Here is a 24,151-nt window from a genome sequence, read left to right on the forward strand (position 1 = left end):
GCGGAAGTCGCGCGTTGCATTGCCGCGGCGCACCACAGATGGGGTTTTCCACTAGAATCAGGCAGTTCGCATCAGACCGCGCGAAGTGGGCTCGAGAAATCCCCTGGCACGAGCTCCCTGCGCCGCTTCTAAATCTTTATCAGCGAATACATACGGCGAACCCACGACCATCACCACGACACTCACGGTTCATCCGCATAGGTGCCCGGGTAACACAACCGCCAGCAGAGACTTCTCACGCATGAACAGCTGTTCCTCGAGCCCAGCAGTATTGACATCCTGTGCTTGGGCACCTTGTCCAGCCCGCGGATGGCTTCCTCCGGCGCCCTGATCATCCGCTCAACTTCCCTGGCGGAGTGACCGTCAGCCACCACAACCCCAGTATTGAAATGGATCTTACATTTCTTGCGCAGATTTCAACGAGATAGCACATCCATCTCGGACCTTCCTGCCAACCAAATGCCCGGTGTCGATGTGAAGGAAAGAGCCCACTCGAACACCTCCTCTTCATCGTCGCCGCCAAGCCCACATTCGTAGATTTCGGTTTGAATTCTGTGGTCCTGAACGGTCCCCGGAATCTCCGCGAGTGGCTCTCTCTCCTCACCACAAGAAATCCCGCACACCGTCTACTGATCAATGGGCGGCTGGACAGCCAGGAGGGTCATCCGTGGCTCCAGGGGCGGAGGCCGCAGGCATCCCAGGAGAAGCGACGCAGCTTTGCCTGCTCTACGAGGGTGGCCGTGCCACCGAAGGAAATGTTCAGGTGTCGGCCCAGAACGACAATGGCCACGCTGCCCGCGCCAGCGGCCTTCAGAGCTGCGGATGCGGATTGGGCGTGGTTGCCGCTGGTCCAGGTGTCATCGATGAGCAGGACGTTCTCGCCCCAGAGTGCTGTTGATCGGTAGCGATCGAGTGAGGGGGTACGACCGAGGGCGGCCGCGTTCGGTTCCGGCTTGAGCAGGTCACGGTAGCGGTCTCGGGTGGCACCGACCATCTCGGCGGTCATCGTGCGCAGGGGGTGGGCGTCGCGTCCGCTGGTGCTGGGAACCGTCGTCACGACGCCGAATCCAGGGACGGCGCAGTGGTTCGCGATGCAACTCTCGTGCACGGCGAGGAAACGCCACAGGACAGCCGCCAGGCCCATGCGGAATACTGCAGCTGCGGGCCGGTGGCGTTCTTGTAGCGCCACAGCTCGTTGGCGTACTGCTCGCCCTTGAGCGCCAGGCTCACCGGGACGACGGCATCGGCGACGCCTTCGCCCAGGATGCTGCTGGCCTGCTGGCACTGCAGGCACGTGGGGTAGCCGGCGGTCGCCGTTCCGCGGCAGACTCGGCAGACGCCCGTGTCAGGCAGTAACGGGTGGACGAGGAAGTTGGCGTAGCGATCGGACAGCTCGCCGACGGTGGCCACGCGGGTCCGCCCGCTAAGCCCAGGTGAGCTCGCCCGTGGACGGGACGAGGGAGTCGAGCCTGCTGAAGACGTCGTCGGAGCCGTCGACGACCGTTGTGTTCGGCCTGCTCGCGTACTCTCGCGCCCACTCGTGGGTCATGAGGGAGCGCATGAGAAAGACCCGGCGGCCGTGCTCCAGGGCGAGGCGGGCCTGCATGCGCGCACCGCTACGGTACGCGGCCTCGACCACCACAGTGGCGAGGCTGTAGCCGCTCATCACCGCGTTGCGCATCGGGAAGGAAGCCTTGGAGGGCGCCGCGTCCGGCCAGAACTGGGAGATCACCAGGCCTCGCTCGGCAATCTCCTGCTGCAGGCGAGCGTTCTGTGCCGGGTAGGCACGGCGCAGACCTGTGCCGACGACGGCGACAGTGCGGCCACCGACGGCGAGAGCGGTGCCGTGGGCGGCGGTGTCGATCCCCGCTGCCAGACCGCTCACCACCGTCACTCCCCGCTCGGCCAGCCCGCCCGCGACGGCACGGGCATGCGCGATGCCTTCCGGGGTGGGGTTGCGTGTGCCGACGACGGCGACCCGCAGATCGTTCTCCACAGCAGTGCCACGCAGGAACAGAAGCGGTGGGCGTTGATGGACCAGCCGCAGGTAGAGCGGATAGTCCTCGTCCAGGATCGTCACCAACCGCATGCCCTCGCGCTCCCAGGCAGCGATCTCGGCGGCGACGGCGTCCAGGTCCGCTGCGGGCTCGGTGTCGAACAGGGCACCCTGCCCGGAGGCGTCGAGCGCGCTGTCCAGCACGTCACGTGCGCTGCCCACCGTCTCGACCTGGTCGGTGATCTCGGACCAGGGGCGATCTCCTCGGCGCAGGAGTGCGACGAGGGCGGCGCGCTCCAGTTCCTGGTCCATGCCGCAATTATAGGAAGGCTCTCCGCATCAGGCGGTTGAACAAGCGGCAAAGCCGCGGCACACGGTCTCGCCGTGTCGCCGGCCCCGTAAGGATCACCGCCGTCGGGTTCCCTCATCCGTGGCGGCTCATGGATGGCGGAGCCACGCAACGACTTCGGCTGGCAGGTGCTGCCCCCTGGCCGTCGTCCTGCCCGCGGGGGCCGTCGTCCTGCCCGCGGGATCCATTCTTCTGACCGGGATCCTGGCCCGACGCCGTGCTGCAGCACTGCGCCGCGCGCCAGTGCCTGCCCTGCAGATACTGGAACGTACGGAGGCCGACGGGCGAATCTGCATCCACGGGTGATGACGCTATCGGCGCCACGCCGGTCCTCGCCGCCCGGTTCGCGGCGGATCGGCACGGCATCGACGAGCCCGAGGGAGCGGACGGCCATGGAGAAGAGGCCGACGACGGAACAGCCGCTGCGCTGGGGACCGAGTGCTGTGGCGTGCGCGGGTGGCCTGGCCTTGGCCTGCGCATGACGGTCCGAGGAGTACTGCGTCACGCCGTCCTTGCCGACGGCGATCGCGTAGTCGCGCCACACCGTCACGGTGACCTTCTCCCCGGCACGCAGGTCCTTGAGCAGCGGGCCGGATCCGCCATGTCCAGCTCACAAGGTACGGGCCGGGGACCGTCGAGCCTGAGGGTGTACTCGGAGTTCTTGGGCTGTTCCCGTATCACCGTGCCCCGCACCGTGGCCTGGACGGAGTGCAGGCAGTCGTCGGCGACCGTCGCCGTGCAGGGACGGGCCGCAAGGAAGGCCCGCTCGTCGGCCATCAGGTCGGGCACGATCAGCAGGCTGACCCCGGCAATCGTCAGGAGGGCGGTGCCGAGCAGCGCGGCGCACGTCCCCCAGCAGCGGTGCCAGAGGACGCCTGACCGCAGTCCAGAACTTCGGGAGGCAGGAGGCTTGGGCCCCTGGACCATGTCAGGTCCTCCTCAGGAGGCTGCAGTTGCCCCGGCCCCACGACACCGGTCCCGCCCTGTTCACCGCGTCACCCTCTCCTCGACGTCGTCATTGACCCATAGGCGGCCGCCCGGTCGCCATGAAGGTTCCCGGCATGCTCTGCGTGTACCGGACTGCCGTGGGGCGCAAGGTCCGGGAGGAACTTCCCATCCCGTGGTCACTGCCCGGCCGGGTTCGAGCGGCGTCGGCGGGCGGACCGGCGGGTGCTGCGTCGTCGGCGCAGCCAGTCGCCGGCCTCCCCGAGCGTGACCAGCATCGCTGCGGAGGCTGCGCATGCCGCGAAGGAGGCGGGCTGGTCCAGAGCCTGGCCCAGTAGCCACAGAACCAGCGCCAGCAGCACCCACCAGACTGCGACCGACCAGGCGAAGCGCCACTGGCGCGGCATGACTCTCACGGTGCGGCCTCAGTGGCACCGCGCGCCCGAAGTGTCGCGGTGGCTGCCCACGCGCATACGGCAACGGCCACCGCGCCGGCGGCCGCCGTTGCCGTCAGAGTGACCCACGGCGGAGCGCCGGCGAGGCGCGGGACAGTGTTCAGCGGCGCCGCGGCCCACAGGGCGAGCAGCGCCCGGCCTCGCGGGCGGGCCGGCGCCAAGCGGTCCGGCACCCGACCGGTGAGCAGGGCGATCCCTGCCGGAAGCAGGGTGAGGGAGAAGACAGCGAGGCCGGTCCAGTGCCAGATCATGGGAAGAACGGGCTCTTTCGTAGAAGTGAGGTGGCGTCAGCGAGAGCGGCCGACGGCGGCGGCGACCAGTCCGGCCGCCAGTGCGGCAAGACCGATGGCGAGGACGGGCGAGCCGGGGCCGGGCAGGACGTACATCGCTGCCCCGGCGAGCGTGAACAGGGCGCCGAGGGTTGTGAGAACGGTGGCTGTGCGGCGCTCAGGCATGGTGCTCCTCATCGGGTGGGCTCGGTGTGTCAGAGCGGTGGGCGGCGTGATGGACCAGTTGAGCGGTGAGCGCGCCGACCAGAAGCGCCCAGGCCACTGCGCCGACTCCGGTCTCGGCCCAGCCGAGCAGGACGGTGGCTGCGGCCGTCGCGACTCCGCCCGCCCATGCCCGGCGGTCTTTGGCGAACGCCCACTGGCGCCGTGCGGTGCCGGGCCTGCGGATCTCGCCGACAGCGGTCTTGATCACCAGCGCTGCAGTGATGACGGCGACCGGCAGGATCGCGGTGGCGCCGCTCATATCGCTGTCTTGGCGGGCTGACGCATGGGGCAGGCTGCGGTGGCGCTTCCGGTCAGTGCTGCGGTATCAGAGGGTCCGGGTTCGTGGGCCGGCGTTCCTGGAGGGATGGCGGATAAGCGCATGACCCATCCTTCAGTTGTCGCCGCGGGCGCCGGGGCGGGCGGCCGTCGACTGGTAGATGTCGGGGACGCCGTCGGCGTCCTCGTCCCGGGTCTCCGCCTCCCACAGGCGGCGGTAGATCACGTTGCGCCGCTTGATCAGCACGCCGGCGGCGGTCGCCGCCAGCAGCGAGCCGAGCAGGACGGCGGCCTTGATGTGCCCGGCGTCGGCCGGGTCGGGGAAGGCCAGCTCGCCGATCAGCAGGGCGACGGTGAATCCGATCCCGGACAGCACCGCCAGGGCGAACACGTCCGCCCAGGCCAGATCCGGGTTCAGCCGGGCCCGGGTGAACCGTGCCGCCAGATAGGCTCCGGCGAAGATCCCCACCGTCTTGCCGACGACAAGCCCCAGCACCACGCCCAGCGGCTCCGCGCGGGTGAACACCCCGCCCAGCGCCGAAGCGGACACGCTCACTCCGGAGGCGAACAGGGCGAACAGCGGTACCGCCACTCCGGCCGAGACCGGCCTCAGGAGATGCTCCGTGCGCTCTCCCGGAGAGGCCTCCTCACCCTTGTCGCGGGTGGTGCGCAGGATCAGCCCCATCGCCACACCGGCCACGGTGGCATGCACCCCGCCGTTGTACGTCAACGCCCAGATCACCACCGCCAGCGGCACGTACCACCACCAGCCGCGTACTCGATACCGCTGAAGCAGGTGGAAGACGACCAGCCCCAGGAAGGCTCCGGCCAGGGCGTACGGATTGAGTTCGCTGCTGAAGAAGACGGCGATCACCAGGATCGCGCCCAAGTCGTCGACGACGGCCAGAGTCAGCAGGAAGGCCCGCAAGGCGGACGGAAGATGGCTGGAGAGCACCGCGAGGACCGCGAGTGCGAAGGCGATGTCGGTCGCCATGGGCACGGCCCACCCGGACCCGCTGCCTCCGGCCATGCCGGCTGTGGCCAGATAGACGGCGGCCGGCACAGCCATGCCGCATATCGCGGCGACCACCGGAAGGGCCGCGGTGGCCGGGGTCCGCAGCTCGCCGACGACCAGTTCGCGTTTCAGCTCGATCCCGGCGACCAGGAAGAAGAGAGCCAGCAGCCCGTCAGCGGTCCAGTGCTCCACCGACAGGTCCAGGCCGAGCGAGGGAATCCCGAGGTGAAAATCCCGAATGCTCTCGTAGGCGCCGCTGAACGGGCTGTTCGCCCACACCAGCGCCACGACGGCCGCCATCAGAAGGACCAGTCCGCCCACCGTCTCCGTGCGCAGGGCCCGGGCCACCTGCACCCGCTCCGGCAACGGCAGCAGGCCCAGGAAGGCCGGATGCTCACGGGCAGCACACATAGGCGACCTCCGGGGCATCGACGTCTGGGCCCATGGGCCCTTTCCACGCCGACCAGACTTCCCGGCACACCCCGCATCTCTTGACGCGTTCTTTACACATTACCCCGTCGCACCCCCGCAAGAAACAGGGCACGCCGGGGAGCACGAGCATCTGACAGGCTCCCCCGACGTCCGGCAGGCGCAGCCCATGGTCCAGAACGCCGGCACCTCGCCACCCTGAAGGAGGGTGGCGGGGCGGGGGACGGCTCCGCCTGGGGAGGGGCCCAACAGGCAGGGAGCCGGATCGGCCCCGTCGACGGGGGCGATAGGGCCAGGCGGAGCGTAGCGCACGCAACCCGATCTTGTGCGGATCCAGTGAAACTTAATTGATCATTGAACTAAGTCTTCCAGCGGAGAGGCCGGGACAGAGTCCGGCATCAAAAACAGGTAAAGACTGCCGGGCCCTGGCAATGCGGGGGCCGCCTCGCACATGTGAGCATGCAGCCGCCGACAGCTTGAGACGGGGGAGAGGCGGTGTGGGCGGATGAACTGGTTTCTCGGTCTCGGCATCGCGGGAGTCGTGCTTCTCGCGCTGTCTCTCGTCTTCGACGGCGTACTCGAAGGCCTCTTCGGCGGCGTCGGCGTGCTGGACGGTCTCTTCGACGGGCTGCTCTCACTGCCGGTCATCGCCGGGTTCGTGTCCATGCTCGGTTTCTCCGGTGCGATCGCCATGGGCACCACGGGAGTGGACGCGGTCGGCGCCACCGTCATCGGGACACCGGCCGGGATCGCCACGGGCTGGCTCGCTTACCGCCTCAGCCGCTTGCTGTTGCGCGACCGGTCCGGTGCGGCTCCACGCGACGACGACCTGATCGGCGCCCCCGGATCCGTGATCACGGCGATTCCGGCCGACGGCTACGGCGAGGTGCTGGTCCACCTGGCCGGGCAGCCGGTGAAACTCTCCGCGAAGAGTCCGACGCCGGTGGCCCGAGGGGCCGAGGTCTGGGTGGAGGCGACGCTGTCTCAGACGGCGGTGTCCGTACGTCCCGTGCAGCGCTGAGCAAGCCGACCGCATCACTTCCGCCACTGTCGCACCGCCCGCCGGTGCCTCTTCTTCACGTGAACCCGTGTCTATCCGCCGTCCCCTGGGAGGGCTGAGGGGAATGCGCCATGAGTCCTGTCGTCTTCGCCGTGGTGGGAGTCGTCGTACTCCTCGTCCTGCTCGGCCTGGTCGTCATCACGCGCTACAAGGTGGCCGGTCCGAGTGAGGCGTTCATCGTCACCGGGCGGCGTGGCAAGAAGGCCACCGATCCCGAGACCGGCCGGGTGTTCACCGACAACAGCGGCCAGAAGGTCGTGGTCGGCGGCGGCGTGTTCGTCGTGCCGTTCGTGCAGCAGAAGTTCACCCTCGACCTGTCCTCCCGGCACATCCCGGTCGCGGTCCGCGGCGCGGTCACCCTGCGAGGCGTCAAGGCGCACCTGGAGGGTGTCGCGATCGTCAAGGTGGGCGGCACCGAGGACTCCATCCGGGCCGCCGCCCAGCGGTTCCTGATGCAGCAGGACGGCATCGTCGGCTTCACCCAGGAGGTGCTCTCCGGCGCCCTGCGCGCCATCGTCGGGCGGATGTCGGTGGAGGACATCATCCGCGACCGCGCCGCCTTCGCCGGGCAGGTCGCCGAGGAAGCCGAAGCCAGCCTGTCCGGGCAGGGCCTGGTCCTGGACGCCTTCCAGATCCAGGACATCACCACCGAGGGCTCCTATCTGGAGGACCTCGGCCGTCCCGAGGCCGCCCGCGCCAAGCAGGAGGCCGACATCGCCGAGGCCGTAGCCCGCCGCGCCGCCGAACAGGCGCGGCTGAAGGCGGAGGAGGAGATCGCCGTCGCCCAGCGGACCTTCGCCCTCAAGCAGGCCGAGATCAAGGCCGAGACGGACGAGGCCGCCGCACGAGCAGCCGCCGCGGGCCCGCTCGCCGAGGCGGCCCGACGCCAGGAGGTGCTCGCCGAGCAGGAGAAGGTCGCCGAGCGCCAGGCCGCGCTGACCGACCGCGAGCTGGACACCAAGGTGCGCAAGCCCGCCGACGCGGCCCGCTACCAGGCCGAGCAGGAGGCGGAGGCCCGACGCATAGCGCTGGTCAAGGAGGCCGAGGCCGCCGCCGAGCGGGCCCGGCTGACCGGTGAGGGCGAGAAGGCGCAGCGTGCGGCGCTCGCCGCGGCCGTCCGCATCGAGGGTGAGGCGGAGGCCGCCGCCATCGCCGCCAGGGGCGCCGCCGAGGCCGAGGCCATGCAGAAGAAGGCCGACGCGTTCGACCGGTACGGCGACGCGGCCGTGCTGCAGATGCTTGTCGAGGTGCTGCCGCAGGTCGTCGCCAAGGCCTCCGAGCCGCTCAGCGCCGTGGACAAGATGACGGTCATCTCCACCGACGGCGCCTCGCAGCTCTCCCGCACAGTCGCCGACAACGTCGCCCAGGGCGTCGAACTCCTCAGCGCCACCACGGGCGTCGACCTGGCCGAGCTGTTGAAGGGCCTCACCTCGCGCACCGCCGCTCCGCAGGCCGATCCGTCGGCCTCCGCCGAGGCCAACGGCAAGATCGAGATCACTGGCTGACCCCGCTTACGGGCGGTGCTGTGAGCCGGGCGGAGGTGGACCGCCCGGCTCACCAGGGCAGATGAGAGGGGGTGTCGAGCGTGTTCCTGTGGGCCTGGCTGATCGGCTGGTCGGCCTTCGTGCTGCCCTTGTCGATCGCTTCGTTGCGGGGCTGGGCGCCCAGGCGGGTGCGCAGGCGTACGACTCCCTGGAGCATCCGGGTCCGGGGCGTCGCCCTGCTGGTGATGTGGCTCGGCGGGCTGGTCCCGCTGGCCCGGTGGGGCGGGCTGGTCGACGGGGACGCGGTGTTCCTCGTCTCACTCGCGCAGGTCGGTCTGCTGCTGTTCGCGGCGGGGCTCATCAGTGGCTCGCAGCTCGGTGACCGTTTCCGCCGGACCGCCGCTCCTCCACAGGCTGTGGACCAGGAAGTCGGCAAGGGGCAGTGATGGCCTCGGGCCGACAGGGCGGTGGCGTCTTCTCGCCTGCGCGATGGTTCTACTGGTGTCGCCGCGTGTGTTTCGCCTCAATGACGTGGCTCGCCCGCCGATGACGTGAGAGGGCGCCACCCCAACTCGATGCCGGCTCGTGCTCTTTCTCTTCGCCGCGCGTATGCCTCTGCTCACGTGCCAAACCGTCGAAGGCCCCCGAAGGCCGCCGGAACCAGGCAGTGACGTCCCTCGGCGGATCATGGGATCGTCCTCGCCTTGTGGTGGTCGGCGGCCACCGTAAGGGCAGGCCCGTCCGCCACCGAGTGGAAGGCCGTCGCCGGCGGGAGACAAGGAGTACGTGCCATGTTCCACCTGCTCTATGTGTGCGGTCTCTCCGCGCTCGCCCTGCCTCTCGCGATCGCCCGGCCCCGGGGGTGGCTCCCGGTGGGTCCGGCGACGCGTGAGCCCCTGAGGCATCCGGGTCCGGGGTGGGGCCCTCCTGGTGCTCTGGGCCAGCGCCATGATCCCGCCCCAGGCCAACCGGAGCGGCTTGGATCCCGAGGACGACACGTTTCTCGCCTTCCCCGCCCAGTTCGGGATGATGATGTTCGCGGCGGGGCTCATGTGCGGCTCGCGACTCGGCAAGCGGTTCCGCCGGCAGGCCATGCGGTCCGGGGGCCTTCATGGAGACCAGGGCGAAGGGCTGCAACCCCCGAATCCGAATCCGGAATCCACGGGGCTGACGCGGCCTGTCGTGCCGTTCCCACCACCGCGTTTCTCCATCGGCCACCAGCCGCCCTTCGTGCTCTCCTTCCGAACCCGCCGCGTATGTTTCACGTCTATGCCCTGGTCCGTGCCCCGAAGGTGTACGACGCTGAGGGCAGAGACGTTTCGAGCAGACGAGGAGCCCGCCGTGCGCGCCCGTGACCTGGCGGTCGAATACCGGACAGTGAGAGTCGACAGCGACGCCATGGAGGCGGCCCGGCTCATGGCCGAGCACAGGCTGCCGGGTCTGCTGGTGCTCGACGAGCACGGTGAACCGAAGGCGATTCTGCCCGCCTCCCAGATGGTCAAGGCCCTGGTCCCCGCGTACGTGATCGACGATCCGACGCTCGCCGCCGTCGTCGACGAGAAGCACGCCGACCGGCTGTGCGAGGCCCTTACGGGCCGCCGCGTCGGGGATTGTCTGCCCCATGAGGCGACTCCGCCTCCGATCGCCGACCCTGACGACACCGCCCTGGAGGTGGCCGCGCTGATGGCTCGAGTGCGCAGCCCGCTGGTGGCGGTGGCCCATAGGGACAAGGCCGGGACACACCTGCTGGGAGTGATCACCGCCTCACACCTGCTGCACCAGCTGCTCGGGGTCACGGGAGCATCGGGCACCTCCTGAGGGGTCTTCTTCCACGGCCGCGGCATCGTGGCTGTCGGTGAGCACGAGATGGCGAAGCGGGATTTCCTGACGGGCTCGGGATGTGCATCGTCGGACCCGGCAGTGTCTTCGTCCTCTGCGAGCGCCCGGTACAGCGAGGCGACCGAGGGGCGTTTGCCCGCGTTCTTGCCAGTCTTGATGGTGAGCCTGCCCGCGATCTCGGGGACGGGGACGCCACGGTCCCGCAGTGCGCGGGCGAACAGCAGCGAGTCGTCGTCGATGACCTTGGGCCGTCCGCCGTGGTTGCCCTTGGCGGCCGCAGCCTGCTGTCCCTCCAGGATCTTCTCGCGGATGTAGTTGCGGTCGGCTGGGCGGCGACGGCGAGTACGGCGAAGAACATCGCACCATGCCGTTGGGTCGCAGATGCCGGTGAGCGGGCCGGTGAGGAGTTCGAGCTGCACGTCGGCGGCCTGGAGCTGGCCGGAGAGAGTCATCAGCTCGGCGGCGTTGCGGGCAAGATGCTTGAGTTCGTGGACGGTGAGGATGAACTCCTGGTCGGGGGAGCCTCCTTGATGTCGTACGCCAGCTTGAGGGCCTTCTCCAGCTCGGGCCGGGTCTTGATGCGGGTGGAGATCTTCTCGGAGAAGATCCGCTTGCAGTCCGGTTCAAGCGCGGCGAGCTGCGGGCGAGTTCCTGCTTGTCCTACGCCTTCATCCGCGATACCCGCTTCGGGCTGCAGCGGCTGCTGATCGCCGACGATCCGTGGGCCGCCGACCAGTTCCCGCGTGACATCTGGGATCTGCGGCTGCTCGACTGGCGAACGAGGACTGCTGCCGCCTGCACTTCGGCGGCATCCGCCAGCCCTGACTGCGGGATCTGACCAAGCACTGGGCCCGCTGGCGGCTTACCCGTGGCAGCAACCCGGCCTGCCCTACCTTGAGCGTCCAGGCCGTCACTCCCCTGGCCTGCCGCTTCGCTGATGTCGACGGCGTCGAAGCCGGGCCCGCATCGAGACCTGGCTGGCCGCCCTGCAGGCTGACGGGCACAGCGAGGCATTTCGCTTGCGCACCGTCAGCTGCGTCGGCGCCTTCCTGCGCGACGTCTACCGCTACGAGTGGCAGCCCGGCCTGGCCCGCAGCGCATTCATCTACGACGACGCGCCCAAGCCGCGCGGGCTGAAGCCGCAGTTCATCCCCGAGTACCTGATGCGGCAGCTGGAGGCGTCCGTCGCGCGGTTCCCGTCCGACGACGGGTGGGTGCTGTTGAAGAGGTTTTGCCTGCTGGAGCGGTACACCAAGACCCCACAGCCAGGCTTCAGGGAAATGAAACAGAGCTGTCACAGCAAGTGCAAGGCTGGGTACTTTCAGTGGCGTCCGTGCCACGCTCGGCCGGTAGCAGTGATCCAGGGGAATGCATGGGCACACCTTCACCACCACCGGTTCCCGAGCCACCAGAGCCGCGCTCGGCCCGGATGCAGGGTTGGGCAGCGGTGGTCATGGCAGTCGTCGCCGTACTCGGCATCATTGCCGGCTTCTTCGGTCTCCCAGCCACGGGCTTGAAGTCACCGACCAGTGCGGCACAACCCACGGTGACCGTCACAGCGACGGTCACGGCTGCCAGCAGGAAGCCTCATCAGGACGAGGGGACGGATCAGGAGGATCCGGCAGCGACGACCTCCCCAGACGCCACTGCAGCCGTTTCTTACCACGGGAGCGTACGTCTGAGGGGATACTCCGACTTGGACACGGACCCACCCAGCGAAGGCCAGGCGGTCGGCGGGGACATCCTGTTGTCTGAAACGCTCTCGGACGGCACCGCCCGGTTCGCCGATTTCAGGATGGCGTTGGTCGAGGCTGATCAGAGGCCGCTGACGCAGAGCGAATGCACGAATCTGGTGCACGCTCAGGGCCAGGACGTGGTCGAGGCCACCGCCGGAGATTCATTGTGCGTCATCACTGATCGTGATCGAACAGCTCTCGTGAAGCTGAAGAAGGTGCTCTTCGGCGGCACTGATGATCCGGACCAGGACAGCGCACAGGCGGAAATCACGGTCTGGGACAAGTAGCAGCACGACACGCAACGTTCATGCATGGCCGGTCGATCTTCGGGAGCATCGCCGCGGTGGTCTGGCGCAGCCAGTGCACCGACTTCGGCTCGCCGAGGGTGCCGAGTCGGTAAGCGTTCATCTTCAGCCGACCATTGGACTGCACCTCGAAAGCTGAGTTCGGCGTCCTGCCCGGCCTCCTCCAACCGTTCGGCCATCAGATGCCACGCGGCGTCCAGCGCCCGCACCCGCCCTGCGAGGTGTTCCTCAACCGCCGGGTCCAGGCTCAGGCCGTGGGTTTTTCACAGGTACGGAAGAAGTCGAACCATGGCCCCCGGGTCAGGTGTCACGCCGACAACCGTCGCTTGCCGGGCGGGCCGCATGCCGGGCCCCGCCGTTCGCCGTGAGGGTCCGCGGGTCGGTCGCCCGGTTGACCGCCGACTCGACGGCGCCGATGCGGTCGGCGAGCAGGCCGAGGGCGGCGACGACTCGGGTGAGCTGGTCGTCCTCCGGGCCGCCGAGGGCCTGGGCGCGGACGTACGCGGCCTTCACTTCGGCCCAGCGTGCCTCCTGCGCGGTGGAGAGCGTGCCGCGCAGTTCGGCCAGTTTCAGGAGGTTGGCCTCGGCGCCGGTGGTGAGGGTGTGAGCCTCGGCCCGGTAGTGGTCCTCGATCAGGGCCGCCAGCTCGGCGTCGTTCATGACCGGCTGGATCCGCTGGGCGATCTTGTTCATGTTGCGGTACGAGCCCTGGAGCTGGAAGGGCGGTTCGGTGCGGGCGGCGTCGGACTGTGCCGCGGAGGCGATGTAGGCGCGGTTCACCGCCAGGACGGTGTCGCGGGCGGTGAGAAAGTGGCGCAGGACGGCCAGGATCCGCTCCAGCTCGGCGGGGGCGTACGGGTGGCTGAGCCGGTCGGCGCGGGCCGTGGAGTCGCCCTCGGCCAGCCTGATCAGCAGCTCCAGGTCGGTGCGGTCCCGGCCGGCGAGCGGGGCCAGCGCCGGGTTCGACGTCAGGGCGTTCTCGACGAAGCTCAGCGCGAAGGCGTCCTCCTTGCCGGTCAGGACGTCGCCCAGGTTCCATACATCGGCGCGGTTGGCCAGCATGTCGGGCACCCGGAAGCGGGTGCCCGACCCGGTGTAGGGGTTGCCGGCCATGCAGACGGCGAACCGCTTGCCGCGCAGGTCGTGGGTGCGTGGCTGCCCGTCCTGGACGCCTTCGACGCGGCGGGTGGCGTCGCACAGCGGGATGAACTTCTGCAGCAGCTCGGGTGAGGTGTGCTGGATGTCGTCCAGGTACAGGAGGGTGTTGTTGCCCGCCGCCAGCGCGAAGTTGATCTTCTCTATCTCCTTGCGGGCGGTGGCGCTCGGGGCCTCGGCCGGGTCGAGGGAGGTGACGGTGTGTCCGAGGGCGGGGCCGTCGACCTTCACGAGCATCAGGCCGAGGCGGTCGGCGACGTACTCCATGAGCGTCGTCTTGCCGTAGCCCGGCGGGGAGATGAGCAGGAGCAGGCCGCCGGTGTCCGTGCGCCTGGACTCGCCGTTGGTGCCGATCTGCTTGGCGAGGCTGTCGCCGATCAGCGGGAGGTACACCTCGTCGATGAGCCGGCTGCGTACGAAGGTGGACATCACGCGCGGCCGGAACTCCTCCAGGCGGAGCCGGGCGTGTTCGGCGGCCACCAGCTCCGTACGGCGGCGCTGGTAGGCGCGGTGTCCGGGGGCGTCGTGCGTGCGGAACGCGCGGGTGCGGGCGAGGAACTCGTCGACGCGGAGCGGCAGGGACCGGTCGGTGATGCGCGGGTGAACGCCCAGCAGCCCCTCGACCGTCCCGGTCAGCGGTGCGTCGGAGTCGTACCGGGCCAGGTCGGGGCAGAGCTCGGCGGCCACCGCCTCGGCCAGGTCGCCGGGGGTCACGTCCGTGCCGGTCGAGGCGGCGTACGCGGCGAGCCACGCCTCCACGAGTTGCCTGCGGGCGGCCAGTCCGTCGAGCGCGGCGAGGTCCTCGTCGTACGCCGACACGTCCACCGCGCGGCGGAACTTGTCGAGCAGAATGCGCGCGCGGCCGCTGATGACGAAGCCGTCGGGGCCGCTGGTCAGTTCGTCGAAGAGGTACCCGGCCGCCGCCTCCGCGGCCTGCCCGGTGATCGCCTCCGCCAGCTCCCGTCGCAGGTCCTCGATCGCGGGGGCGAGGCCGAACGTGTCGCGGGCGCGGGCGAGTGAGACGGCGCGGCGCTGCCAGTCCCGCCGCGCCTCGACGGTCGTGCGGTGGGCCCAGAAGAGCTGCGCGGCGGCGCGTGCCGCGGGCTCGTGGAGCAGTGGGCCGGCATCCTCGTACAGCCCCAGGAGGGCGGTGAGGATCAGAGCCGCGTCGTGGTCGTGGACGCCTCGCTCGTATCCCTCGTCGTAGGCGGTCTCCGCGGCCTGCCGGACGAGGGCGGGCAGGTCGGCGGCCTTCAGTGTCGCCGGGCCGTGCTCGTCCAGCAGCCGGGCGGCCAGGTACTCCGCGCGGTAGACCTGCGGCGACTCCGATGGCAGGGGCCGGTCCCAGTACGCGCGTGTCGCGGCGAAGCCGGGGTCCGTCACCGGCCTGCGGTGATCGGTGCCGTTGAGCGCGAAGGCGAGGCCGTCGCCGTGCGGGACCAGGGTGAGGTCGAGGGGCTGGGTGTTGACGGCGAAGCGGTGGGCGCCAAGGCGGAGGGTGCGGCCGTCGTCGGTGTAGAGGTCGGTGCGGTCGCGCAGGGACCGGAGAGCTTCCTGGCGGGCGGACTTCAGGCGGCCGTCGAGTTCCTCCGCCCTGACCCGGTCGCCGAGTTCACGCAGTTCGTCGGCAGTGCGGCGGACCTTGGCGGGCATCGGGTCGGACGTGAAGTAGGTGGCTACGGCATCCGCATCGGCGAGGGCCGAGGCGCGGTGCGCAATGGCCCGCAGGACCCGGGACGCCGAGTCGGCGAGCCGTTCGGCACGACGGGCGCGGGCGTCGGCGAGGGTCTGCCTGCGCGCGGAGAACGCGTCGTGGAGCTCGTCGCGCTTGTCCGCGAGCTCGCCGAGGAAGTCGTCGAACTCCGCGAACCGGGACTCCAGGTTCTCCACCTGCACGAGCACGCGGGCAAGCTGCTCGTCGCACGCCTCGGGGCTGTCCGCGGCGGCGAGCGCGCCGGTGACGGCCTGGACAAGCAGGGTGAACTCGGCGGAGAACCCGGCTCGTCCCTCACGGTCGAGGAGCGCGCGCCGACGGCCGTCGAGGGTGGCGCGGGCCCTGTTGACGCCGCCGAGGACCTCGGCGATCCGCTCCAGGATGCCCGTACGGACGGTCGCGTCGCCGATGTCGAGCCCGGCGACGACCTCGGTCACCGTGCGCAGTCCGTCCGCGAGTGCGTCGATGCGGACCCCGACGGGCGCAGCCTGCGCGACGGTGGCGATCGCCCCCGCGTCGGCGACGATCCGCTCGACCTCGGTCCGGTGGTCGGCGAAGGCGTCCTCGCGGGCGAGGTGGGCGACGGCCCGCTGCCCGAAGGCGCCGAGGTCGGCCTCGGTCTCGGCAGCGAGTGCGTCGATGCGGGCAGTGTCGGCGTACCGCATGTCCTTCAGCGTGAGGAGATGCCCCTGGGCGTGCCGGAGCTCGGTGAGCCGGGTGACCCAGGCGGCGGCGCTTCGCGGAGCCTCGCCCCGCAGGCGTCGTACGACGGCGGCGACCCGCGCCGTGGCCTCGGCGAGCGCATCAGCGGCCTCCCGGGTGAGGTCCTGGACGGTCTCGAACTCCGACAGGACCTGCTCGGCGGTGGTACGCACCTGGTCCAACGGCTCGCGCAGTCCGCCCAGTTCCGGCTCGCCCAGCCAGTAGTAGGAGTCGGTGGCGCGGACGCACGCCGTGGCGAGAGCCTCGTACACCTCGCTCGTTGGGGTGGTCTCGGTGACCGCGCGCGCGATGGACAGGGAGTCGGAGATGCCGCGTACGAGGTCGGCGTTGCCGACCCGGCCCAGCGGGCCCGAGCCGACGGGCCGGGCGGCGGCGTGGGTGTCGGAGACGTACGGGGAGTTCCACAGCTGGACGGGGTGGACGCGCTGCGGCTCGTCGCTGTCGGCACGCAGGACGACGAGGGCTCCGTCGCCGAACAGCGCCCAGCCGTGGCAGGACAGCGGGGTGGCGACCTCCTTGCAGATCATGTTGTACGGCAGCAGCAGGCTGCGCCCCTCCACGCGCGCGTGGAACGCGAACAGCACGTCCTCGCCGTTGGGCGAGCGGACCAGGCGCTCGAACTCGAGGCCTTCGGTGTCGACGCCGTCGAACGTCTTGTACGACCCCGTCGCCAGGCAGTAGCCGCCCGGGAACACGATGCCTTGGTCCGCCGGCAGCAGGCGGCACGCCTGCCCGATGCCGTCCAGACGGACCACCGACCTGGTGAGGGTGTTGAACACCAGGTAGCGGTCGGTGTCCTCCTTGTAGGGGCGGATCTGCAGCAGGATCAGAGCGCCCACACGCGCGTACGCGATGTCCGCGTCGGCGAGGGCCTGCAGGGGCTCGTCGACGGGCTCGGAGTGGACGCCCTCGCCGGTCTCCGTGTTGTTCTCGATCTTGACGGTGAGGGTGCCGCCGACGGTCTCGACGAAGACCTCGCCCTCGATGGACACGTGCGGGTGGCGGCCCAGGACGTGGTCGTCGCGGGACGTCGGCGTCCAGTCGAAGTCGTGGGAGGGCGGGAAGACGTGGTCGCGCTCGCCGCGCGCGTCCAGGAACGACACCTGCCCGTCGGCGGACACCGCCCAGCGCAGGACGCGGATGTCCCCGGTCTTCTCGCCGGTCTGGAAGACGGCCAGCAGCCTGCCGTCGGTCCGGCGGAGCTGGAGGAGATGGGCCTGCCGGTAGTAGCGGTAGAGGGCGGCGAACTCGCGGACGAACGCGGGGTCGTCCAGCAGACCGGGCACGGCGTCGTCGGGCAGCCGGTTCAGGTCGCGGTCGTGCAGCGCGAAGACGTCACCGACGGTCGTCTCGGGCTTCAGGCCGAGGAAGACGTTGTGACCGAAGAGCAGGACGTCACCGACGGAGACGATGTCCCGGGGCACGCAGTTGTGCTCGGTGCGCAGCCGCTCGGTGCCGGCAAGTTCGAGCCGCGTGGAGCCGAACTCCTCTATCCGGCGGGCGTTGAGCGCCTCGGCCCGGCGGGCGAGTTCGGCGGCCTGCGCGGTGAGGCGGTCGCGCAGCACCTCGTACGTGCCGGTGTCGACGGCGTCGTACGTGCCGGTGTCCAGGCCCGTGGTCCCGGTGGTCATGGAATCCCTCTCAGGAAGTCGCGTGGAAGAGCGCGGTCCGCAGCCGCCGTCCCCTGTGCGGCGGCTGCGGACCGCGGGTCCGTCAGGCCTTCGCGCTGCCGTTGAGCGCGGCCAGGGAGGTGTCCGCCAGGCCCAGCTCGCCGGCCTTGTCCAGCAGTTGCCGCAGCTGCCCGGCGTCGGCGCCACCGGTGTGCATCAGCTTCATCAGCAGCGCGGAGACGGTCAGGTTCTGCACGTCCGCCGAGGAGACCGAACCGAGGGCGCGGCCGAGGTCGTCGGTGAAACTCGACGACCCGTCCAGCCACGGCCGCGCGAGAGCCTGCGCCGTCTCGGAGTGCTGCACGAACCCGTCGACGCCCTTGCCGAGCGCGATCGAGGAGACGAGGCGGTCGAGGAAGACCGACTCGCCGCCGACGATGTTGATGTCGGCGTTCTCCAGGCCGGTGGCCAGCACCGTGGCCTGCGCCTCGGCGACCTGCTTCTGCATGTCGAGCCCGGCGAGCCGGATCTCCTTCTCGGCCTGCAGCCGCAGCCGGTACTCCTCGTGGCCGCGGGACGCCTCGTCCAGCGCGGCCATGGCGACGGCCTTCTGGTTGATGCCCTCCGCCTCGGCCTTGAGCTTCTCGGCGATCCCCGTCGCCTCGGCGAGTGCCTTGGCCCTGGCGCCCTCCGCCTCGGCCCGCATCCGCGCCTCGGCCGCCTCGGCCTCCGCACGGCCGGCCTTCTCGATGACCTCGGCCTCCTTGTCCCGGACCTGGACGGCGGCCAGACCCTCGGCGGCGAACTCCGCCTGCACGCCCTCGGCGAGGCGCAGCTTGGCCCGCGCGTCGAGGTCGGCCGACTTCATCCGCGCCTCGGCCAGGGTGAGCTCCTCGGCGGCGCGGTGGACGGCGGCCTGCTCGGCGGCCTCCGCTGCCTTGATGTCCTTGACCAGCTTCTCCTGCGCCTCGGCCTCGGCCGCGATGACCACCGCCTGCCGGCCGCGCTCGGCCTCCTCCACGGCGCGCAGCTTCTTGATTGCCTCCTCCTGCTCGGCGACCGTACGGTCCACCGCGACCCGCTCCCGGATGACCTCGGCGATCTCCCGCTTCTCCGCCTCGACCTCCTTGGAGGCGGCGATCTGCGTCAGCTGGGTCTCCCGCTCCCGGGCGATGACCTCGAGGAGGCGGTCCTTCTCGATGCGCTCGTTCTCCACGGCGATGACCCGCTCGCGGTTCTTCTGCGCGACGGCGACCTCACGGGCCTGGTTCTCGCGCTGGATGCCGAGCTGTTCCTCGGTCTTCAGGAACGCGGACTGCGCCCGCAGCCGCTCCTCCTCCGCCACCCGCGCGGTCTCGGCCTCCTCACGGGCGCGTACGGTCTCGATCTCCCGCCGCTGCTTGATCTCCGCGTCGGCCTGGCGCCGCTCCAGCTCCAGGATCGCCTCGCGGGCGTCCACGTTCTGCCGGGTGATCTCCTTCTCCTCCGTGCGCTGGGCCTCGTTGGTGCGCACGTGCTCCACGGCCGTCAGCTCGGTGATCTTCCGGATGCCCTGGGCGTCGAGGACGTTCGCCGGATCCAGCTGGGTCAGCGGAGTCTGCTCCAGATAGTCGATCGCCGCATCCTCCAGGTGGTAGCCGTTGAGGTCGACGCCGATCAACTCGATTATCTGGTAACGGAGTTCCTCGCGCTTGGTGTAGAGATCGGTGAAGTCCATCTGCTTGCCGACGGTCTTGAGCGCCTCGGAGAACTTCGCGTGGAACAGCTCCTGCAGCGTCCGCTGATCACTCGCCCGCGCGGTGCCGACGGCCTGGGCGACCTTGATGACGTCCTCGACGGTCTTGTTGACCTTCACGAAGAACGAGATCCGGATGTCCGCACGGATGTTGTCCCGGCAGATCAGCCCCTCCTTGCCGGCCCGGGTGATCTCGATCGTCTTCACCGAGATGTCCATCACCTCGGCCTTGTGCAGCACCGGCAGCACCACCTGCCCGGTGAAGGTCACATCGACCTTGCGCAGCTTGGAGACGATCAGCGCCTTGCCCTGCTCCACCTTGCGGAACAGTCGTGAGAGGGCGAACAGTAGGGCGATCGCGACGAGCAGGCAGGCGGCGACGAGCACGCCGAGGCCCGCGGTGATGACATCCATACGAAATCCTTCGGGTCTGCGCAGAGTTGACGCCTCGGCAGCGAGGCGGGACGGCCCGCGCGGCTGCGGGCGGGTGCGTCGGACGCGAGAGTGCGGGCGGCGCAGTGGGTCTCGGGCGGCTCAGCCGCGCGCGTGCGGACTACCGGGGTCGTACGGGGCGCTGCTCGCCGCAGCCCGTCGGCGCCGCCGGGCGTGGCCGACAGACTGCCTGACGCGTGGCGCCACACACCTTCGGGTCACGGTCCAGGCGACGAGCGCGGACGCTGCGAGCAGCGCCACACGGGCCACGGCATCACCAGGCCCGGTCAGTCCCACCAGGTCGACGAGCACCATTCCGGTGAGGCTGACCAGCCAGGCACCCAGGATCATCGCGGAGGCTGCGACGGCGACCGGCACACCCCCGAGAGAGTCGGCCAACCACGGGGCGTCTACGTCGAAGTCGCGCACACCAGCCCGGCCCAGCAGGACCAACAGCCAGAAAGCGAGCACGACCCCCAGAGCCGAGGTGAGGGTGACGGTGGGGAACCGCACTGCGGCGCCGACGACGTGTCCCATGCCCTCACCCCCGAACCGAGTTCTCGCAACCTCTGTTTCTGCCACCGCCATCTTGAACTGGGCATGCTCGCCCGCGCATTGCCGTGCTCCGGCAGTCTTGATGCCTTCTTGATGCCGGGCGGCGACAGACCGCTGCGGGTCGGGCAGTCGCGAAGGAGCGCAGCGCTTCGGTGGGGTAGGCAGAACCCGCCCGGGTGCGACACGATCGTTCGCCTGCCGATGGACGGGGGGTGCATGGACACGGAGTCCATAAGAGCCGCGGACGGCGCTGAGGCGTTGCTGAAAGTGCCGGCGGTGCCGCGGCAAGGAGCCGGCGGCGATGGACGGGTAGGCAACGGCACCGGCGGGATGACCGAACCCACCCGATTACTCTGCGCGGCCGCTCACCTGCGGCCGGACGGAGCGGAGGAGTTCGCCGAGAACATCAGGAAGTGGCGGCGGAAGCAGGCCAAGCAGATCCGGCACAAGCTCACCCCCGAGAAGGTGCGCCTGCGGCGCCTGGAGAAGGCGGCCAGGGAAGCCCTGGCCGGCGAGAAGGCCACGCTGGAGAAGCTGGTCGCCGACGACACAGCGACCGCACCGAAGCAGCCGCGGGTGGTGGTCGGCCACGAATACGTGCGTTGGATACGCCACCGTGTCCTGTCCGACGGGCGCCCGACGCCGTCGTACGGATTCGATCTGGAGGCGGTACTGACCGCTTGCGAGCAGGCCCAGCGGCTGCTGTGGCTGCGCCGCACCCTCACCGCCCTCGCCTGCGTGGCCGGAGGGCTGTGCGCGTTGACGCCGCTCGGCTACCTCGCGCCGGTGGTAGCTCTGACCGGGATGTGGGCGGCCTTCTGGACCGACCGGATACTCGCCCAGCGGCGACTTCGCACAGTGATCCGCGCAAACAAGGGCGAGGCGTGGGGGGCCGAGGTGCCGCGCCGGTTCCAGGGCGCGGTGGAGCGGATACGGGACGCTTCGTACGGGGAGGTCGTGCCGTACCGGAACCAGATGCGCGGGTCGGGGACGCGCTACCACTTCGTCGGCGCCGGCAAGGTCTGGTTCGAGACCCAGATCGGCATCGACGTGATGCCTGCCAGGTCGCGGAACGACGGCGCGGGCGACATCGCCGACAGCGGCTCGCTCCAGATCCCACCGAGTGTGGTGGATCTACTGACCGGAGCCCATGCGGGCGACGGGGTGGTCGAGTTCACCCCGGACGACCTGCACGCGCATGTGGCCCGTGAGCTGCAGCGTCCCATCGCGCCGTTGCGCGACTTCCACCCCGACAGCGCGCAGGAGGTGTTCGGGGTCGCGGCGATCTCCGCCGAACGCTGGGCCCGGCCGTGGCCACCCTCGTCACCGGTCGGGCTGCCCGATCGGGCGGGCAGCCGCGTCGACGGCGGTGGCCACGGGCCCGCTCCCCCGACGCCCGAGCAGGCACACTGGAAGAGGAAGCCGTCGGTTTCGGCGCGAGGGGGTGCGGGGCGATGGCGAGAACACCTCCCACGAGGGTGCGGTGGTGGCGGTGGCGACGCAACCCGCTGAAGCGGCCCGCCGACATCGTCGAAGCCTGGCTCGTGCTCCTCCTGTGGCTGTCCGCCGTGGCTGCCGCCGCCCTGGCGGGGGTGCTGGCGGGGGTCATGTCCGCAGAGCACCTGGAGCGGCAGCGGACTGAACGGCAGAGGGTCTCCGCCGTCCTCCTGGAGGACGCCGAGCCCCGGTCGAGCAGCCGGGTGGGCACGGCTCCCGTGTGGGTCGGCGTGCGGTGGACTGGCCCCGAAGGTGCGCCCCGCACGGACCGGACCCGGGTCGAGCCCGGCACCCGGGCCGGTACCAGGATCATGGTCTGGACGGACCCGCAGGGCCGGCTCACGGCCCGGCCGCTGTCGCCTTCGACCGGAATGCTGCAGGCGACGGCGACGGGCGTCCTCGCCGCGACGGTCGCAGTTGCGGTCGTCCTGGGCGCCGCACCGGCCGGCCGCTGCCTCCTCGACCGTCGGCGTATGCGCCAATGGGAAGAGGAATGGCGGCAGGCGGACCTACGGTGGGGCGGAAAGACCTTCTGAGCGTGCCTCGGATCAGGATTCGTCGGCGTCACGTGTATCCGACGGTGTCTGCGTCGTCGATCGACTCGTACGTGTCCCGCGTCCCGTCGGGTGGGGTGTCCGGGGGAACCGGGGTCACCTGCGGGCGGAGCCGGCGCAGCAGGCGGGTGGCCAGTGGTTCCGTGTAGCGGGCGGTCAGTGGGCCGACGATGACGAGGATCAGGACGTACGCCGTTGCCAGGGGCCGAGCGAGGGTTCGATACCGGCCGTGAAGGCGAGCCCGGCGATCACGATGGAGAACTCGCCACGGGCGACCAGGGTCCCGCCGGCCCGCCAGCGCCCCTTGGGGGCGATACCGGCCCGCCTCGCGGCCCAGTAACCGGTGGCGATCTTCGTGGCAGCCGTGACGGCGGCCAGGGCGAGGGCGGGCAGCAGGACCGGCGGAATGCCGGCGGGGTCGGTGTGCAGGCCGAAGACGACGAAGAACACCGCCGCGAACAGGTCCCGCAGCGGTGCGAGCAGCCTGCGGGCACCGTCGTCGGCCTCACCGGACACGGCGATGCCGACGAGGAAGGCCCCCATACCCGGGTACTGCGCTCGTCCACTCCCGGTCCCGTGGCACGCCGGGCATCTGCCAGTCTTGTTCAGCCTGCGTCGGAGCCGCGCCGGCACAGAGCCGAGAACACGGGAGGACGCGTGACAGGGCGGGAGGTCCCCGACGAGTACCTGGAGGGGTACGCCGGGATACTGACCGAGGTGTGCGCGACAGGTCGCCGACTCACCCGGGACGAGCTGGAGTCCCTGCGGACGCAGGGGGAGCACGCTGCCGAGGCCGGTTTCGGACTCCGGGCCGTCGTCCGTCGGCACCTGGCCGTGGCCCGCGGCATCTGGCCGGTCCTCGCCGCCACGGCGGGCGATGGCGCGCTCGCCGCCGTCGAGCAGGCGATCGACGCCTTCGCCGAAGGCCACGAACGGGCGCAGCAGCTCGCCGTACGGCAGGAGGAGGCGATGCGGCGGGAGTTCATCGACGACCTGCTCTACGGACGCAGCGACCTGGGCCGCCTGTCCGAACGGGCCGAACGCTTCGGCCTGCTCCTCTCCCGCGCCCATGCCGTCGCCGTAGCCCAGGGCCGCAAGCCGGTCGAGGAGACCGACCCGGCCACCCGGCAGGTGGAGAGCGCGGTGGTCGGCCGGTTCGGGGAGCGGCGCATCCTGCTGACCACGAAGGACGGCAGGCTGGTCTGCATCGCCCCCGGGGACCAGGAGGACGTCCTGGCGTTCTTCGCCAAGCAGGCGTACGCGGCCACCGAGGGCGGCCAGGTCGCCATCAGCCGCCCCCATCCGGGCGCCGGCGGAGTCGTCCACTCCTACGAGGAGGCCCTCAACGCCCTCGACCTGGCGGACCGGCTGCAGATCCGCGAGCCGGTTCTGCATGCCGCCGACCTCCTCGTCTACCCGGTCCTGACGCGCGACCGGCAGGCCATGGCCGACCTCGTCGGCAACACCCTCGGTCCGCTGCTGACCGCACGGGGAGGCGCCCAGCCTCTCGTGGAGACGCTGACGGCGTACTTCGACTGCGGCTGCGTCGCCGCCGAGGCGGCCCGACGACTGAACCTGAGCGTGCGGGCCTTCACCTACCGTCTGGAGCGCATCCACAAGCTCACCGGCTCCGACCCCGGCGACCCCGTCCACCGCTACACCCTGCAGACCGCGGTGATCGGCGCCAGGCTGCTCGGGTGGCCCGACGACGAGGTGTGACGGCCACCGGCCCGTCATGACGCCCCGGACGGCATAGTCTGATCATGCGACGGGCGGTTGGGCCGGGGCGATGT

Annotated in this window: 20 protein-coding genes and 1 pseudogene; 9 read left to right on the forward strand and 12 right to left on the reverse strand. The window is 70.3% G+C overall.

The features are described 5' to 3' along the window. Window positions 1-661: 661 nt before the first annotated feature. From U5640_RS22690 to nhaA, 8 genes are all read right to left on the reverse strand, one after another. The gene (locus tag U5640_RS22690) at window positions 662-1,057 is read right to left on the reverse strand and encodes a hypothetical protein (protein ID WP_340377601.1); all 396 of its coding nucleotides are present in this window, start codon (window positions 1,055-1,057) and stop codon (window positions 662-664) included. Continuing rightward, complete coding sequence (locus U5640_RS22695) at window positions 1,054-1,410, reverse strand: hypothetical protein (RefSeq protein ID WP_340377602.1); 357 nt, start codon at window positions 1,408-1,410, stop codon at window positions 1,054-1,056. The genes U5640_RS22690 and U5640_RS22695 overlap by 4 nt, the downstream gene beginning before the upstream one ends. Window positions 1,411-1,423: 13 nt before the next feature. Further along, window positions 1,424-2,308, reverse strand: coding sequence for a DNA-processing protein DprA (locus tag U5640_RS22700; protein ID WP_340377603.1), 885 nt, complete (start codon window positions 2,306-2,308; stop codon window positions 1,424-1,426). 583 nt (window positions 2,309-2,891) lie between these two features. Next, window positions 2,892-3,272, reverse strand: a complete 381-nt coding sequence (locus tag U5640_RS22705) for a hypothetical protein (RefSeq protein ID WP_340377604.1) — start codon at window positions 3,270-3,272, stop codon at window positions 2,892-2,894. 197 nt (window positions 3,273-3,469) lie between these two features. Then, window positions 3,470-3,697 (reverse strand): hypothetical protein, encoded by a 228-nt coding sequence (locus tag U5640_RS22710; protein ID WP_340377605.1) that lies wholly within the window; start codon window positions 3,695-3,697, stop codon window positions 3,470-3,472. A 335-nt stretch (window positions 3,698-4,032) separates the two neighbouring features. Further along, a complete protein-coding gene (locus U5640_RS22715) occupies window positions 4,033-4,200 on the reverse strand; it encodes a hypothetical protein (RefSeq protein WP_340377606.1) in 168 nt (55 codons plus the stop codon). Next, window positions 4,193-4,498 (reverse strand): hypothetical protein, encoded by a 306-nt coding sequence (locus U5640_RS22720; RefSeq protein WP_340377607.1) that lies wholly within the window; start codon window positions 4,496-4,498, stop codon window positions 4,193-4,195. The genes U5640_RS22715 and U5640_RS22720 overlap by 8 nt, the downstream gene beginning before the upstream one ends. Before the next feature lie 132 nt (window positions 4,499-4,630). Then, window positions 4,631-5,941: a Na+/H+ antiporter NhaA gene (nhaA, locus tag U5640_RS22725; protein WP_340377608.1), complete on the reverse strand. Its 1,311-nt coding sequence runs from the start codon at window positions 5,939-5,941 to the stop codon at window positions 4,631-4,633. 523 nt (window positions 5,942-6,464) lie between these two features. On the opposite strand from nhaA, the gene U5640_RS22730 reads away from it, so the two are divergent. From U5640_RS22730 to U5640_RS22755, 6 genes are all read left to right on the forward strand, one after another. Beyond that, complete coding sequence (locus U5640_RS22730; protein ID WP_340377609.1) at window positions 6,465-6,980, forward strand: hypothetical protein; 516 nt, start codon at window positions 6,465-6,467, stop codon at window positions 6,978-6,980. Window positions 6,981-7,090: 110 nt separating this feature from the next. After that, entirely contained in the window at window positions 7,091-8,524 is a 1,434-nt protein-coding gene (locus U5640_RS22735) for an SPFH domain-containing protein (protein WP_340377610.1), read from the forward strand. A gap of 71 nt (window positions 8,525-8,595) precedes the next feature. After that, window positions 8,596-8,949, forward strand: coding sequence for a hypothetical protein (locus U5640_RS22740; protein ID WP_340377611.1), 354 nt, complete (start codon window positions 8,596-8,598; stop codon window positions 8,947-8,949). Window positions 8,950-9,844: 895 nt separating this feature from the next. After that, on the forward strand, window positions 9,845-10,321 hold the full coding sequence (locus U5640_RS22745) for a CBS domain-containing protein (RefSeq protein ID WP_340377612.1): 477 nt from the start codon (window positions 9,845-9,847) through the stop codon (window positions 10,319-10,321). A gap of 80 nt (window positions 10,322-10,401) precedes the next feature. After that, window positions 10,402-11,049, forward strand: coding sequence for a hypothetical protein (locus U5640_RS22750; RefSeq protein ID WP_340377613.1), 648 nt, complete (start codon window positions 10,402-10,404; stop codon window positions 11,047-11,049). A gap of 746 nt (window positions 11,050-11,795) precedes the next feature. Beyond that, complete coding sequence (locus U5640_RS22755) at window positions 11,796-12,365, forward strand: hypothetical protein (protein WP_340377614.1); 570 nt, start codon at window positions 11,796-11,798, stop codon at window positions 12,363-12,365. 318 nt (window positions 12,366-12,683) lie between these two features. Here U5640_RS22755 and U5640_RS22760 read toward each other — a convergent pair whose 3' ends face one another. The 3 genes from U5640_RS22760 to U5640_RS22770 form a co-directional block, all read right to left on the reverse strand. Continuing rightward, a complete protein-coding gene (locus tag U5640_RS22760) occupies window positions 12,684-17,606 on the reverse strand; it encodes a DNA repair ATPase (RefSeq protein WP_340377615.1) in 4,923 nt (1,640 codons plus the stop codon). An 82-nt stretch (window positions 17,607-17,688) separates the two neighbouring features. Beyond that, window positions 17,689-19,734, reverse strand: coding sequence for a flotillin family protein (locus tag U5640_RS22765; RefSeq protein WP_340377616.1), 2,046 nt, complete (start codon window positions 19,732-19,734; stop codon window positions 17,689-17,691). A 120-nt stretch (window positions 19,735-19,854) separates the two neighbouring features. After that, on the reverse strand, window positions 19,855-20,289 hold the full coding sequence (locus U5640_RS22770) for a hypothetical protein (RefSeq protein ID WP_340377617.1): 435 nt from the start codon (window positions 20,287-20,289) through the stop codon (window positions 19,855-19,857). Between the two features lie 348 nt (window positions 20,290-20,637). Here U5640_RS22770 and U5640_RS22775 point away from each other — a divergent pair, with 348 nt between their 5' ends. Beyond that, window positions 20,638-21,819: a hypothetical protein gene (locus U5640_RS22775; RefSeq protein WP_340377618.1), complete on the forward strand. Its 1,182-nt coding sequence runs from the start codon at window positions 20,638-20,640 to the stop codon at window positions 21,817-21,819. Continuing rightward, window positions 21,762-22,340, forward strand: a complete 579-nt coding sequence (locus tag U5640_RS22780; RefSeq protein WP_340377619.1) for a hypothetical protein — start codon at window positions 21,762-21,764, stop codon at window positions 22,338-22,340. The genes U5640_RS22775 and U5640_RS22780 overlap by 58 nt, the downstream gene beginning before the upstream one ends. Window positions 22,341-22,368: 28 nt before the next feature. On the opposite strand, the pseudogene U5640_RS22785 reads toward U5640_RS22780, so the two are convergent. Beyond that, a pseudogene (locus tag U5640_RS22785) lies at window positions 22,369-22,901 on the reverse strand (cation:proton antiporter); the annotation flags it as partial. Between the two features lie 114 nt (window positions 22,902-23,015). Between U5640_RS22785 and U5640_RS22790 the strand changes: the two are divergent. Continuing rightward, entirely contained in the window at window positions 23,016-24,077 is a 1,062-nt protein-coding gene (locus U5640_RS22790; protein ID WP_340377620.1) for a helix-turn-helix domain-containing protein, read from the forward strand. Window positions 24,078-24,151: the final 74 nt, after the last annotated feature.

It is taken from the genome of Streptomyces sp. SS7 (genome assembly GCF_037993025.1).
GTDB lineage: Bacteria > Actinomycetota > Actinomycetes > Streptomycetales > Streptomycetaceae > Streptomyces.

Bases quoted from the DNA above. Each gene is read 5' to 3' on its own strand.
- U5640_RS22700 (WP_340377603.1), bottom strand. From the start codon at position 2,308: ATGGACCAGGAACTGGAGCGCGCCGCCCTCGTCGCACTCCTGCGCCGA.
- U5640_RS22705 (WP_340377604.1), bottom strand. From the start codon at position 3,272: ATGGTCCAGGGGCCCAAGCCTCCTGCCTCCCGAAGTTCTGGACTGCGG.
- U5640_RS22710 (WP_340377605.1), bottom strand. From the start codon at position 3,697: ATGCCGCGCCAGTGGCGCTTCGCCTGGTCGGTCGCAGTCTGGTGGGTG.
- U5640_RS22715 (WP_340377606.1), bottom strand. From the start codon at position 4,200: ATGCCTGAGCGCCGCACAGCCACCGTTCTCACAACCCTCGGCGCCCTG.
- U5640_RS22720 (WP_340377607.1), bottom strand. From the start codon at position 4,498: ATGAGCGGCGCCACCGCGATCCTGCCGGTCGCCGTCATCACTGCAGCG.
- nhaA (WP_340377608.1), bottom strand. From the start codon at position 5,941: ATGTGTGCTGCCCGTGAGCATCCGGCCTTCCTGGGCCTGCTGCCGTTG.
- U5640_RS22730 (WP_340377609.1), top strand. From the start codon at position 6,465: ATGAACTGGTTTCTCGGTCTCGGCATCGCGGGAGTCGTGCTTCTCGCG.
- U5640_RS22735 (WP_340377610.1), top strand. From the start codon at position 7,091: ATGAGTCCTGTCGTCTTCGCCGTGGTGGGAGTCGTCGTACTCCTCGTC.
- U5640_RS22750 (WP_340377613.1), top strand. From the start codon at position 10,402: ATGTGCATCGTCGGACCCGGCAGTGTCTTCGTCCTCTGCGAGCGCCCG.
- U5640_RS22755 (WP_340377614.1), top strand. From the start codon at position 11,796: ATGGCAGTCGTCGCCGTACTCGGCATCATTGCCGGCTTCTTCGGTCTC.
- U5640_RS22760 (WP_340377615.1), bottom strand. From the start codon at position 17,606: ATGACCACCGGGACCACGGGCCTGGACACCGGCACGTACGACGCCGTC.
- U5640_RS22765 (WP_340377616.1), bottom strand. From the start codon at position 19,734: ATGGATGTCATCACCGCGGGCCTCGGCGTGCTCGTCGCCGCCTGCCTG.
- U5640_RS22770 (WP_340377617.1), bottom strand. From the start codon at position 20,289: ATGGGACACGTCGTCGGCGCCGCAGTGCGGTTCCCCACCGTCACCCTC.
- U5640_RS22775 (WP_340377618.1), top strand. From the start codon at position 20,638: ATGACCGAACCCACCCGATTACTCTGCGCGGCCGCTCACCTGCGGCCG.
- U5640_RS22780 (WP_340377619.1), top strand. From the start codon at position 21,762: ATGGCGAGAACACCTCCCACGAGGGTGCGGTGGTGGCGGTGGCGACGC.